Annotated in this window: 9 protein-coding genes and 2 tRNA genes; 8 read left to right on the top strand and 3 right to left on the bottom strand. The window is 45.6% G+C overall.

What is annotated here, in order from left to right; genetic code table 11:
• Positions 1-2 precede the first annotated feature (2 nt).
• From mutS to A7D14_RS01335, 8 genes are all read left to right on the top strand, one after another.
• Positions 3-2,579 (top strand): DNA mismatch repair protein MutS, encoded by a 2,577-nt coding sequence (gene mutS / locus A7D14_RS01370; protein WP_067029218.1) that lies wholly within the window; start codon positions 3-5, stop codon positions 2,577-2,579.
• Between the two features lie 96 nt (positions 2,580-2,675).
• A tRNA-Gly gene (locus tag A7D14_RS01365) sits at positions 2,676-2,748 on the top strand.
• A 138-nt stretch (positions 2,749-2,886) separates the two neighbouring features.
• Positions 2,887-3,153 (top strand): GIY-YIG nuclease family protein, encoded by a 267-nt coding sequence (locus tag A7D14_RS01360; RefSeq protein WP_067029168.1) that lies wholly within the window; start codon positions 2,887-2,889, stop codon positions 3,151-3,153.
• A 25-nt stretch (positions 3,154-3,178) separates the two neighbouring features.
• Positions 3,179-3,263: transfer RNA gene (locus tag A7D14_RS01355), tRNA-Leu, on the top strand.
• Positions 3,264-3,370: 107 nt separating this feature from the next.
• Positions 3,371-4,432, top strand: a complete 1,062-nt coding sequence (locus A7D14_RS01350; protein ID WP_067029166.1) for a pyridoxal-phosphate dependent enzyme — start codon at positions 3,371-3,373, stop codon at positions 4,430-4,432.
• A 5-nt stretch (positions 4,433-4,437) separates the two neighbouring features.
• Positions 4,438-5,511 (top strand): DUF1611 domain-containing protein, encoded by a 1,074-nt coding sequence (locus A7D14_RS01345; protein WP_067029164.1) that lies wholly within the window; start codon positions 4,438-4,440, stop codon positions 5,509-5,511.
• Positions 5,508-6,569, top strand: a complete 1,062-nt coding sequence (locus tag A7D14_RS01340; protein WP_067029162.1) for a mandelate racemase/muconate lactonizing enzyme family protein — start codon at positions 5,508-5,510, stop codon at positions 6,567-6,569. Before A7D14_RS01345 ends, A7D14_RS01340 begins: the two co-directional genes overlap by 4 nt.
• A gap of 130 nt (positions 6,570-6,699) precedes the next feature.
• Positions 6,700-7,953 carry an NRAMP family divalent metal transporter gene (locus A7D14_RS01335; protein ID WP_067029160.1) on the top strand — a complete coding sequence of 418 codons (1,254 nt, stop codon included), beginning with the start codon at positions 6,700-6,702 and terminating at the stop codon, positions 7,951-7,953.
• A gap of 10 nt (positions 7,954-7,963) precedes the next feature.
• Here A7D14_RS01335 and A7D14_RS01330 read toward each other — a convergent pair whose 3' ends face one another.
• From A7D14_RS01330 to A7D14_RS01320, 3 genes are all read right to left on the bottom strand, one after another.
• Positions 7,964-9,910, bottom strand: a complete 1,947-nt coding sequence (locus A7D14_RS01330; RefSeq protein ID WP_067029159.1) for an OmpA family protein — start codon at positions 9,908-9,910, stop codon at positions 7,964-7,966.
• Between the two features lies 1 nt (position 9,911).
• A complete protein-coding gene (locus A7D14_RS01325; protein WP_067029157.1) occupies positions 9,912-10,907 on the bottom strand; it encodes a type IX secretion system membrane protein PorP/SprF in 996 nt (331 codons plus the stop codon).
• Position 10,908: 1 nt separating this feature from the next.
• Positions 10,909-14,615 (bottom strand): gliding motility-associated C-terminal domain-containing protein (locus A7D14_RS01320; RefSeq protein ID WP_067029154.1); only part of this gene is annotated, 3,707 nt, incomplete at its 5' end.

Genomic DNA, 14,615 nt, shown 5'->3' with positions numbered 1-14,615 from the left:
TAATGCAACAGTACAATGCCATCAAGGTAAAACACCCTGATGCCTTGTTGCTGTTCCGTGTTGGGGATTTTTATGAAACTTTTGGTGACGATGCCATTAAGGCGGCCAAAATTTTGGGCATCATCCTTACCCATAGGAACAATGGCGGGGACAAGACCGAACTGGCCGGGTTTCCACACCACTCCCTGAACACCTATCTGCCCAAATTGGTAAAGGCAGGGCAACGTGTGGCCATTTGCGACCAATTGGAAGACCCCAAGCAGACCAAAAGTATTGTGAAACGGGGCGTTACGGAACTGGTTACGCCCGGAGTGGCCCTTAATGACGATATTCTTTCGGCCAAAAGCAATAATTTTCTGTGCGCTGTCCATTTTGGGCGGAACAAATTGGGCATTTCATTTTTGGATATTTCCACAGGGGAATTTTTGACCTCCGAAGGTTCTGTGGAACAAATGGACAAGCTGCTCCAGAATTTTGCGCCCAACGAAGTCTTGGTCTCCAAAAACCATAAAAAGGAGTTTGCCGAACTTTTTGGGAACCAATTCCATAGTTTCTTTTTGGATGATTGGATTTTTCAGGAAGACTATGCCGATGAAAGCCTGAACAATCATTTTGGGACAAAAACCCTAAAGGGTTTTGGTATTGATCATCTCAACCATGGCATTATTGCTTCAGGTGCGGTTTTGCATTACCTGTCCGAGACACAGCACAGCAGATTGCAGCACATCAACACAATTCAGCGTATCGCCGAGGAGGAACATGTTTGGATGGACCGATTTACCATCCGCAACTTGGAACTCTACCATTCCCCCCACCAAAATGCGGTGACGTTGTTGGACATTATCGACCATACCTTGTCGCCCATGGGCGGAAGACTCCTAAAACGATGGTTGGCCCTTCCACTAAAAAACATTGAAAAAATTCGGCAACGCCATCAGGTGGTTTCCTATTTGAAGGATAACGTCGAGCAACTGGAAAGGACCCAGCACTGGATCAAACCAATGGGCGATCTGGAGCGACTCATCTCTAAACTGGCCACAGGGAAAATCAATCCCAAAGAGGTGATTCAACTCAAAAATTCCTTGGAAGCGGTTGTGCCCATCAAGCAATTGGCCCAAGAGAGTTCCAATGCTTCGCTCAAATCCATTGGGGAACGATTGGATGCGTGTGATGCCCTTCGGAACAAAATCAAAGAAACACTAAATGAAGAAGCTCCTGTAAATCTTGCCAAAGGCAACACCATTGCGCAAGGCTATTCCGAAGAATTGGACGAGCTCCGTAACCTCGCCTTTTCCGGGAAGGATTATCTGGACAAGATGTTGGAGCGTGAAACCAAAAATACGGGGATCACTTCGCTTAAAATCGCTTCCAATAATGTATTCGGGTATTATATTGAGGTACGCAACACCCACAAGGACAAAGTGCCCGATACTTGGATTCGCAAACAGACGCTTGTGAGCGCGGAACGTTATATCACGGAAGAGCTCAAGGAGTACGAAGCCAAAATCCTGGGGGCCGAGGAGCGCATTCACCTGTTGGAGCAACAATTGTTTGAGCAATTATTGGTGTGGATGCAGGAATACATTGCCCCCGTACAACAAAATGCCCACCTTATTGCGCAATTGGACTGCCTCTGCGGATTTGCCCAGCTCGCCACAGCGAACCAATATGTGGAACCCGTGGTGAATGAATCCACCCAACTGGACATTAAGGAAGGGCGACATCCCGTGATTGAAAAGCAATTGCCCTTGGGGGAACGTTATGTGACGAATGACGTACTTCTGAACCGAGAGGAACAGCAGATCATCATGATCACAGGGCCAAACATGAGTGGTAAATCGGCTTTGTTACGGCAAACGGCGCTTATTGTGCTCTTGGCCCAAATGGGAAGTTTTGTGCCCGCTTCTGAAGCTACCATTGGTGTGGTGGACAAGATTTTTACCCGGGTCGGGGCCAGTGACAACATTTCCATGGGGGAATCCACTTTTATGGTGGAAATGAACGAGACCGCTTCCATTCTCAACAACCTCTCTGAACGGAGTTTGGTGTTGTTGGATGAGATTGGCCGTGGCACCAGTACGTATGATGGCATTTCCATTGCTTGGGCCATTTCGGAATATCTGCACGAGCATCCGGCAAAGGCCAAAACCCTTTTTGCGACCCATTACCACGAACTCAATGAAATGACCACTACTTTCCCCCGAATCAAAAATTACAATGTTTCGATAAAGGAGTTGGAGGATAATGTACTTTTCCTTCGGAAATTGGTGCCCGGCGGCAGCGAGCACAGTTTTGGAATCCATGTGGCCAAAATGGCGGGAATGCCCCAACAGGTCATCCAAAAGGCCAATAAGATTCTGAAAAAACTGGAGAAATCACATTCCAGTGAAGAGATGACCGATAAATTACAATCCTCCGAAATGCAGCTCAGCTTCTTCAATCTGGATGATCCACTTCTGGAAGAAATCAAGGAGGAAATATTGCATTTGGATATTGACACCCTTACGCCTGTAGAGGCTTTAATGAAGTTGAATGAAATCAAACGGTTGCTGAGCAAAAAGAAAAAAGCGACTTCCTGAAAAAATTCTTTCTATTTTATAGAAATGTTTTAAATTTGCACCTGCCTATGCTGGAAGGCTAGGTCAGCACTTGAAAAAGTGGTGGTTCTTTAAAACGCGAAAATAGCTCAGTTGGTAGAGCATCACCTTGCCAAGGTGGAGGTCGCGGGTTCGAATCCCGTTTTTCGCTCGACTTCGACTCCGCTCAGTCACCACGGGTGGAGTTTTTTTTAGTGATAAGTCCTGTCATGCCTACGGCAGACAAGCTCGAGTGGTGGAACCTGCCTGCCGGCAGGCAGGTTGGTAGACGGACTTTGAAAACAGGATTATGTTCTATACATATGCTTTGAATAGTTTGGAAAGAAACTATATTTATGTCGGAATAACTTCTGATATTGAAAGAAGAGTAAAAGAACATAACTCAGGTGAAAATAAAACGACAAGGCCATACAGACCATTTGTTTTAATTTTTAAAAAAGAATTTAAAACAAGATTAGAGGCCAGGGTTGAAGAGAAAAAATTAAAATCTGGCTATGGAAAAGAATTCTTAAAGAATTTGATTCACAACCAGAAAAATCAAAATACTGAAAATTAAGTCCTGTCATGCCTACGGCAGACAAGCTCGAGTGGTGGAATTGGTAGACACGCCGGACTTAAAATCCTGTGGGCATTTTGCCCGTGCGGGTTCAAGTCCCGCCTCGAGTACAAAAGCCCTTATTTTATAAGGGCTTTTTCTTTTCCTATAAATTTTCCATTCGCCTTGCCAAAAAATGCTTTAAAACAATACCTTTAGTCTATTCCAACACTATCGCATGAATCTAATAGATGGCGTAAAAACAGCCGAACTCAAAGTCTCTTCCGAAACCAAGGAACTCAGTGCCTTTGTAAAGGACAAAAGCAAATCTCTGGTGGATAGGCTGGAGAGTTTTGAGGATATCATCAATATTGAGGTGGGCGATACCTCCATGACCCGTGCCAAATCCTTGGAACGCGAATTTGACATTCGGCAACTCTTTATAAAATATGAAGGGGACAACCCTTCGGGCACCCAAAAGGACCGTATTGCCTTTGCCCAAGTGTATGATGCCCTTAGACGTGGGTTCAGCACCATCAGCCTTGCCACTTGTGGAAATTATGGTGTGGCCGTGGCCGTGGCCGCCGATCTTGCTGGATTGGAGTGCATCATTGCCATTCCATCCTCCTACCATACCGAGCGCATCAAGGAGATGGAATCGCTTTCGGCCAACATCATAAGGCTTGATGGAAGCTATGAAGATGTGGTAAAAAAAGTAAGTGAAATGGCCATGGAAGAGGAGTGGTATGATGCCAACCCCGGTGGGGCCAATACGCCATTACAAATTGCTTCCTACGCCCAAATTGCCACTGAAATTGTGGACGATTTGGGCGATGCACCGGAATATTGCGCCGTACCGGTTTCCAATGGAACGCTCTTGGCGGGCATCTATCGGGGGTTTGCCAGCTTGTACAAACGGGGAAAGACCTCAAAAATCCCCAAGATGATCGCGGCCTCCTCAACCCGTAAAAATCCGATTATCCAATCCTTCAAAAAGGGATTGGACCATTGCCAAGATCTTCAGCCTGAAAAAGTCAAGGAAACCAAATACAATGAACCCTTGATCAATTGGCACAGCTTTGATGGGGATGAGGCACTTTATGCCTTGAACCAATCCAAGGGTGAGGCCTTTAACATCAGCGATAAAAAAATGCGGGACATGAGCACCTTGCTGCTCAAAAAAGAAGGGCTCCGAATTCTCCCGGCCTCCACCGCAGGTTTGATCGCCCTCTTGGAGCTTAATGAAACCATGAACTTTGAACCCAATCGTTTTGTTGCGGTACTCACTGCAAAATACTAACGCTTATGAAAAAAATTGACGGAAAGGCCCTTGTGTATTGCGAAGGTGCATTCAATACCCCTAATGGAAAAACAGCCCACGGACTTGTTCGTTTTACGGAACGGTATGAAATAGTCGGCGTTTTGGACAGTAGGTATGCTGGTGAGGATGCAGGAATGGTCTTGGACGGAAAACCGAATAATATTCCCTTATTTTCCGATATAGAAACAGCCATTCAAGCTTTGTCCAAAAAAAATCAAATCCCAGATTATTTGGTCATTGGATTGGCTCCTGATGGGGGACGGTTGCCAGAATCCGCCAAGGAAACCATCAAAAAAGCATTGAAATTGGGTTGGAACGTGGATAGTGGGCTCCATGATTTTCTGACCAACGACCCGGAACTGGTAAAACTGGCCCAAGAAAACCATAGTACCATTCGCGATGTACGAAAAACCCCGGATAGGGATAAACTTCATTTTTTTACGGGCGATATTGAAAAAGTAGATTGCCTAAAATTGGCCGTTTTGGGAACCGATTCTGCTCTGGGTAAACGAACCACTTCGTGGTTTCTGGTCCATGGATTCAGGGATGCCGGCTATAAAGCTGAGATGATAGGAACCGGACAGACCGCTTGGATGCAGGGAGCCAAATACAGCATGATCATGGACAGCTGTATCAACGATTTTGTTTCCGGGGAAATTGAACATGCCGTGGTAAGTGCCTATCGCAATGAAAAACCGGATGTCATTGTCATTGAAGGGCAAGGCAGCTTGATGAATCCCGCCTATCCCGGTGGATTTGAGATTTTGGCCGCAGGCCGACCCGATTACGTCATCCTCCAACATGCTCCCAAACGTTTGGAATATGATGGCTTTCCAGGCTACAAAATGCATTCCATTCAGGAGCAGATCAATGCCATTCAGGTCATTTCAGGAAAAAAAGTGATTGCCATCACGGTCAATCATGAAAATATGGAGCCTTCTGAAATTCTTCCAGCGTGCAAGGCATTGCAAGAAGAGACCGGATTGCCCACTTTTGATGTTTTGGCCCATGGGGCGCAAGACCTCGTCCAGCTGCTCAAAACAAAGTTGAAATCATGATCATCACCAATATTGGGTATGAACGGCTGGAGTTGGAACTCTTGATTCCGTACACCATTGCCTATGAGGAAATTTCCAAAGCCACCAATTTCATCCTTAAAATTGAAACCGATGGCCATATCGTAGGCTTTGGATGTGCCGCTCCCGATATTACCGTTACCCATGAGTCCCCGGAGGATGTTGAAAATGCCATTGAAAATATCATAAAACCTATTTTGAAGGGGAAGAACCCTTTTCTGATTTCAAGGATTTTAGAGGAGCTTTCCCTTCAATTACCCCAAAAATCATCGGCTTTGGCCATGGTGGACATGGCCCTTTTGGATATTTCCGCCAAGAAAATGCAGGTTCCTCTCTATCAATTTTTAGGCGGGTATCGTCATGAGATAGCCACCAGTATCACCATTGGAATTCTTCCCTTGGCAGAAACACTGCAAATAGCTTCTGAATATGTAAAACAAGGATTTTCCATATTAAAAATAAAAGGGGGATTATCCGTGGAAGACGATGTTGAAAAAATGATAAAGATCCATGAGCAATTTCCCAATATACGGCTTCGGTTTGATGGAAATCAAGGATATTCGGTCCAAGAAACCATGACCTTTGATCAAAAGGTAAAAAATTTGAACATTGAAATTCTGGAACAACCCACAAAACCGGGACTTGATAAACATCTGGGTGAGGTAAAAAATACGCTTGACCTGCCCATAATGGCCGATGAAAGCCTAAAATCCGTTAAAGACACTTTTCGTTTGGCACAAAACCAACGGATTGACATGGTGAACATTAAATTGATGAAGGTTGGGGGAATTCGTGAAGGGTTGCACATCAATGCAGTGGCCAAGGCGGCCAATCTTGAAGCCATGGTGGGTTGTTTGGATGAATGCAGTTTGGGTATTTCAGCGGGATTGCATTTTGCCCTGTCCCGATCCAATGTAAAATATGCCGATCTGGACGGGCATTTGGAATTTAAAAACGACCCTTTTTCAGGATTGTTCCATCTGAAGAATGGGATTCTCCGCCCTAATGACAACTATGGATTGGGACTTAAAGACAAATAGTTCTATCCGTTGACCCAAATTCCATATCATTGTTGATCATGCACATGTTTTCTCATTTGAACACTAAGAAGTGGCTTTTTATGGACTGCCATAAATATACTATTTTAGAGCCGCGCACTATTGACTTTACATGACACAACTGAAAACGCTTCTCAAAGTCCTTGGTCCTGGTTTGCTTTTTGCCAGCATGGCCATTGGAACCTCCCATTTGGTATTGTCCACCAAGGCCGGAGCTCAATATGGATGGATCATGATCATCCCCATTATTCTGGCCAATCTCTTAAAATATCCTTTTTTTGAGTTTGGGGTGCGATACACCACCGTAACGGAGAAAAGTCTGATAGAAGGGTATTTAAACCTCGGCAAAACCTATTTGTGGATTTATGCCTTTGTTACTTTAATATCCACATTCACCATTTTGGCCGCACTGTATGTGGTCACTGCCGGACTTTTTATGAACCTGTTCCAAATTTCGAGTATGGGTGCCGGTGGTATTGCTTTGTGCCTTTTTGTTTTTATCAGCCTGTTGCTCATCATTGGAAAATACCGTTTTTTGGAAAATTCATTAAAAGCGGTCATCACCATATTGTTTGTGGCGCTTTTGGTGACCACCGTGCTGGTGATCCAAAAAGGGCCTGTGCCGAATGCCGAGTCGTATCAACGGCCAGAGATATTCAATGAGGTGGGCATTTTATTTTTAATCGGACTTATTGGGTGGATGCCCACTGCGGTGGAGGCTTCCGGATGGGTAAGCATGTGGAGCATAGAAAATTTAAAGACCATGAAGGAAAAACCCTCCCTAAAATTGGCCCTCCAAGAATTTAATGTGGGGTATTTTTTAACAGCGATTTTGGCCGTTTTCTTTTTGATCATCGGTTGGATGACCCTCTACGGCACTGGAACCGAGCTCAGCGGTAGTGCGGTGGTATTTGCCGACCAATTGGTTACTTTATTTACAGTGCACATTGGGGATTGGGCCTACTTTTTTATCGCCGTTGCAGCTTTTGCCACCATGTTCAGTACGTGCATGACCGCCCACGATGCCGTATCACGGGTCAGTATTGATGTGCTTGAAAAACTGTATCCCAAAAAAGAGGTTTTTAAGAGCAAGAATGCTTTTGCAGTTACCGTGATCATCATGGCCGTGATCAACTGGCTCGTCATCACGGTTTTTGGTGCCAACATGGCCAACCTCGTTGCCTTGGCCACCTTTGTTTCTTTTGTATTGGCCCCTTTGCTTGGATGGATGAACCTGAAAACGGTTATGGGCAAGGATATTCCCCAAGCACATAAACCCAAAATAGGGCTACAGATACTCACCTGGTGCGGAATGGTCTTCCTATCGCTATTTGCCTTGTATTATTGTTGGATGATCTGGAGCTGAACCTAAATCATCATTCAAAAAGAATATTATCGTTGAGTACCACCACCAAAGATCGCTGGTTTTGCTGATGGAGCATTTCCAGACAGAAAACCCCATTGGTACAGTTGTTCAAAATTTTATCTTCACCATACCCAACGGAATATAGGATATTGGAGGAAGGAACTCCCTGTTGAATCAAATATTGTTTTATGGCATCGGAACGGCTCTGTGTCAACCTAAAGTTAGTGGAGCTCCCTCCCCTACTGTCGGTATAGGTCTCTATCCGAAGCTGTGCAGACGGAAATCCTTTTATAAAATCGACCACCTTATTCAATTCAGACTCAATTTCAGGGGTCAATTGGGTATTGTTGTTTCCAAAGAGGAACTTTTTCATTTTCACGACCATTTGGCCTTCTTTTTCTTCCACCAGATCATCGTAGAGCGAAATGCCAATATCAAAATCCAAACTTTCCTTTCCCTCCAAATCACTTTCGGTAAAACGTTTGGTGAATTTGGAATACCGATCTTTGGTGGATTCCAAAACCACCTCTTCCACCCAAGGAATTTCCAATCTATAATTACCCTCTTCATCCGAATAGGTCTCCGCCAAGAGCTCTCCGCTTGCATCCTTCAATCGAATAACAGCTTTGTCCACCACTTCAGATGCATCATACGGCTTTACTACCTTTCCCTTGAATGTGATTGTTTTTAAGCCGGGTTTCTCGGCCACTTTAAATCCATAAATGTCATCCTTGCCCTTGCCTCCCGGTCTATTGGAAGTAAAATAGCCCAACAAGCCTTCACCTTCATTCCGCATGATCAATCCAAAGTCATCTTCCGTGGAATTGATGCCCTTTCCCAAATTGATGGGGATGCTGAAGTCCTCGCCTTCCATATTGGATTTGTACACATCCATCCCCCCAAAACCATAGAACACATCCGAAGCAAAGTAAAAGCTACCTTCAAAAATAAAGGGGGCTATCTCATTTCCCGATGAATTGATCCGTGGGCCCAAATTAATGGGAGCCGACATCACCTGACCATTATTGGTGTACACGTAGTAAATATCCGTGCCACCATAACCATCCTCAAAATTGGCCGAGAAATAAAGTTTTCCACTGGCTTCATCATCATAAAACGGATAATAAAAAGAGGTGCTTAAATCCTTCAGCAATAATTGAAACGAGCCACCAATGTCCTGCTTGCCTATAGCCAAGGCATTTTTTCCATTTGGGTCGAAGGCAAGCTCGCCGTCCTGGGTATTGGAAAGCACATAAAAAATACTCTCTTGATCTTCAGAAAAATAGGGTGTGGCCTTATGAAAGTTGGAGCTTGGGAGTTCTCCAAAAGCTTGTATATCCAAAATTTGCCCATCGGGTTGCAAACGAGCTCCATAAATATTGAAATAGTTTTCGTTGCCCGGTTCATACCTTTTCCCATCTTCCTGAAACCGTCCGCTGGTAAATAAAAGCTGGTCCTTGTAGAATGCAGGGGCAAAATCTGTCTGTGGACTGTTCGCTGTTAAGTTGAAAATCTGATACTCCAAACCGGATTCCGCAGCATTATTTTCCAACAATTGCTGATTGAACTCCATATTTTCCATGAGTTCTTTTGGGAAACTGGCGGACATGGTGGCCAGAAAAGCGTTCTTTCTTTCCGTATCGGATGTTTTTGAAATGCTCTGCAACATTTTGTTGTAATGGTGCCCACCCATCAAAGTATCTTTCTTGAAGATTTCCAAATAAGCTTCTGATGCCTTTTCAAAATTATTGGTCTCAAAATACGAATCCGCCAAGTTCAAAAACTGCTGTTCGGACAAAGTGCCCTCCGTCATTTGCGATTCATATGCCGTTATGGCCTGCTGGTATTTGTATTGAAAAAAGAAATTGTCTCCTTTGGACTTTTTCTGACCAAAGCAGAAAACCACGCCCAAAAGGGTTGCCAAAAGCGCCAGCTGTATTTTATTTGCCTTGTTCATGTTAGAAAAATCTTGGGGAATCTATCTGTTTTCCTTTGTTGTTTGAATTTTTGTTCTTGTTCCTTGTTTTGGAGCCGCCGGAACCAAAACCACCGCGACCAATATAAAATTTTAAGATAGCCTCGTGCGAGCCTCCGCTGTATTCTCCCAATAAATTGGTATTGTAATCGTATGAATAGCCAATGAACATAGCATCGGAAATCTGAAAACCTGCCAAGCCACTTACCGCATTGTCAAATCGGTATGAAGCTCCAACGGTTAAAGCATCAATAAACTGGAAATTGGCCGAAAGGTTCACATTTACCGGGGAACCCTGTAGGTAATTCACCAGAAAGGCCGGTTTAAACTTGGTTTGGTCCGAAATCTGGAACACATAGCCTCCAATGGCATTGAACTGCATGTTGTCCTCCACAATGGTGGCCACTTCATCATTATACAGGGCGTTGGTCAAAAAATTGGGCACTGAAACACCCAAATACCAATCTTCTTCGTGGTACATAAAAAGTCCCGCACCTACGGTGGGATAGAAGTTGGTGTATTCCCCACCCAAAATGGATGGGTCGGAGGGGTTATTCACTGTACCTTTAGAATAATCGATATTTAAAGATGACCCTCCAGCATTCAATCCGAATGACAATTTAGTTTCTTCGGATAGTTGTATTTGATAGGAATAGGCCACATCAAAATAGGTTTGGGTGGAAGGCCCGAGTTGATCGCTGACAATATTGATGCCCAATCCCATTTTTTCATTGTTGAAGGGAATGTTGGCCCCGCCCCTAATGGTTGTGGGTGCACCCTCAATATCCACCCACTGCGCCCGGTATAGACCGATGATCTCGGGACTCTCCACCGTGCCGGAATAGGCGGCGTTAAAACTTCCGATGTTGTACATGTATTGGGTGTATTGGGGTTCTTTTTGCGCATGGGCAACACCCATGGCCGCAAGAAGCACCACTAGAACAATTCTGTATTTTGACAAACCTGTTGTTTCTGGCATTTTAGTTGTTCCTTACAATTTGAATCCACCCTTTTACCACTTCCGTACCGTCTCCATTGAGGTCCAGAATATAGAAATAGGTTCCTTTGGGCAGATCGCCATTTTTTCCTGTTCCGTCCCACGAACTATCATACCCACCCATCTGGAAGACACTGTTTCCATAACGGTCAAAAACCTCAAAACTATTATTTGAATACTGCTCATGACCCACCAATATCAACCTATCATTCTTACCGTCGCCGTTTGGTGAAAATATGTTGCAGATGGTGCCTGGGTCTTCACATGCACTTCGATTCACTTGGATAGGAACTGTTGCTGTATTGTTTGAGGCAACTCCATCCGCTGGAAAAGAAGAGGTTATAGTTGCTGTATTCTGAACAGATCCGGCCGTAGTGGTATTTACTGTAATTTCCAATGTTGCCGTTTGGTCCACGGCGGTCAACTCGTCAATTAACCATTCCCCTGAAACCTGATCATAGGTTCCCATGGAAGTTTGGTGCGAAACATATTCGAATGCATCATCCAATAGGTCCGTTACCACAATATCCAAGACCCTGGCCATGTCCACATTTTCCAAAGTGATGGTAAAAGTGATTCGATCTCCCAATAGTGGTTCATCCTCATCCACATCCTTAGTGATGGCCAAATCAATATCCATTGGGTTACAGTCCGGCGTCAAGAAAGGATCACAAGCATCCAGAGGATCTGTCGCATTTTCTGGAATCGCAGTGGTACTTGGATCATCAACCACCAGCACTTCTTCGCCATCCGTCAGCCCATCGCCATCGGTATCTGGATTGTTGATGTTTGTGCCCAAGGTATTTTCCTCGGCATCGGTAAGCCCATCGCCGTCCGTATCCACATTGCAGGCATTGACGGTTATGGTCACTTGTTCGGTATCGTTGGTACAGGGTGCTACAGCTCCGGTTGTCGTGTATTCAAATACATAATCCCCGACAGGCAAGCCATCAAAATCCACATTGTTTTCGCCATCAATGGTCAAGGTGCCTCCAGAAGGATCCGTAATAATGGCCCAGCTTCCTGCATCAGCACCGGTCAAGGTACCATCCAGGTCTATGATATTGGGACCTCCGTTGCCGACTAAATTACAGGCTTCTGTATCGGTTGAAGTACCTGCCGAAGGAGTGTCCTTTATAGCCGCAACCACTTCCACCCGTTCAGATGCACAGCCACTGGCCGAAGCCTCAACATAATATGAGGTGGTCGTTGCAATGGAAGGGGTGATAAACGTATTTCCTGTTGCCAAGGAGGTTCCACCCGTGGGTGTGGCATACCAATTTAAGACTCCATTACTAGCTGTTGCCGACAAGGTCAATGTGCCTTCCCCACAACGCTCGTCCCCAACCGTGTTGGTTATGGTGGGTGTTGGGAAAAGCTCCAAGGTAACCGTAAGTACTGGACTGGCACAATCATTTACAGCATCATAAAAGAACCCAAAATAGGATGCAGGATTATTCACCATACTGCTACGGTGTTGGTCGGTTTGTAAGGGATCGGGGTCGGTACTCCAGGTTAAAACACTTCCGGGAGGTGCGGTATTGGTCACATAAAAATCTAGATTTGCCGATACTTCATCACAGAAAACCGTAGGTTGACTGGTATCCAAGGCTGGTGCGCTGTCCCCAGCATCGCAGGGAAGGGAACAATCTTGTACCGTGACCGTTAGATCCACACTTTGGTTGGTACACGGTGCGGTGGCTCCCGTAGTGGTATAGGTAAAAACATAAGCGCCTTCGGGTAGACCATCAAAATCGACACTATTATCCCCATTAATGGTAACGGGCGCACCTCCGGGTGATGATGTCAACGCCCATGTTCCGGGATCAGCTCCTGTTAACGTATTATCCAAAAGCAATATGCTAACCCCATCACCGGAATTGCTACATCTGGACACATTCATAGCCGTTCCTGGATTTGGAGTGGTATTCAATGTTAAAGTCACTTCCAAAGTTGGACTTGCACATTCATTCACTGAGTCGTAGAAAAATGCGTAGTAAGTTCCCGGAGCGGTAGCGGTATTTCCACTTAAGAAATCACCTGTTTCTGAAGTATCTTCATTGGTACTCCAGCGTAATGTAGCTCCTGAAGGCACCACACTAGAGGTATAGGCATCCAAATCTTGGTTGATGACATCGCAAAAGGCGGTGGGTGTACTATTGGCCACAGGTGCAGTAGTGCCTGCAAAGCAGGTTTCCTTTTCCACTTCATCCGTAACATCGGGGCCATCGCCATTGACATTGGATAAGGTAACACTTAATGTAATAGTACCATTGGAAAGTCCACTCAAATCAATTCCCGTTATCTGATCTGTCGCAGTTGCAATGGTTCCACTTCCTGTTACAGGGGTTCCACCACCGTCGCTGCTGAAAGTATAATCGAAGCCTGCTCCGACCTCCGCATTTGCAAAGGTGAAGCTTACACTATTTTCATTGGTTTGATCTATGGGGTCTTGGTCAATAGTTACAGAATAGCCTGAAGGAAGGGTCGTAAGCTTTGCAGCCGTATCGGTGGTTTCCGGTCCTTCGGTGCCCAAAACATTGGAGACCGTTACCCGTAGGGTAATAAGTCCATCAGGCAAACTACTCAAATCTATATTGTTTACAGTTCTATTTGCGGTAAGCACAAAGCCTGTACCCGTAACCGTTGTGGCACCGCCATCGCTATCACTGGAAAATGTATAGTCAAATGTTGTTAAAAAAGTTGGCGCTCCAGAAAAAGTAAAACTTATATTGTTTTGGTTTGCAGCACTTATAGGATCTTGATTGATAAGGACCGTATATCCGGATGGTTGCACATCATCATCACTGGCTATGGTCACAGTCGCGTTGTCTGGAGTTCCTAACGTGTAACCCGCACCTGAATCAAGGGTTACGATTACGGTCTCATCCAATTCGGTCAATCCATCGTCAATAGGGGTCACTGTAATTGGGGCTGCCTGTTGCCCATTAGGTACGCTAACACTGCCTGAAAGTGTAGTATAATCATCGCCCGGAGTGGCGGTGCCGCCAACCGTATAGTTCACCGTAATCGGGGAGCCCGTGCCATTGACTGCGCCCAAGTTGACCGTAAACTGCCCTGTATTAACAGGACTCTCAGCTGCCGTAGCATCATTGGCTGTAATGGTGGCAACAGCAGCATCCTCACTGCTTATCGTCACATCGGCGCTCGACGGTGTGCCAACCGTGTAGCCCGCGCCGGGATCCAAGGTCACCGTCACAATCTCGTCCAACTCCACATCGGGGTCGTTCACCGGAGTCAAGGGTATCGTGGCACTGCTCGCATTGTTCGCAATGTCCACACTTCCGGACAGGGCAACGAAATCATCGCCCGAAGTGGCCGTGCCCGATACAGAGTAAACAATCGTCAAAGGGGAGCCTGAAGTATTGGGAACATCAAGGCTGACCGTGAACTCACCCGTGTCCAACGGGCTTTCCGATGCCGCTCCGTCAGTCGCGGTTATCGTCGCAACAGGGTCCGGTGGGACATCCTCGCTGCTTATCGTCACATCGGCGCTCGACGGTGTGCCAACCGTGTAGCCCGCGCCGGGATCCAAGGTCACCGTCACAATCTCGTCCAACTCCACATCGGGGTCGTTCACCGGAGTCAAGGGTATCGTGGCACTGCTCGCATTGTTCGCAATGTCCACACTTCCGGACAGGGCAACGAAATCATCGCCCGAAGTGGCCG

Origin of the sequence: Allomuricauda sp. CP2A, from assembly GCF_001683915.1 — a bacterium.
Classification (GTDB): Bacteria; Bacteroidota; Bacteroidia; order Flavobacteriales; family Flavobacteriaceae; genus Flagellimonas.
The sequence above is the reverse complement of the archived record's forward strand: the minus strand, read 5'-3'. Positions and strand labels throughout refer to the sequence as shown.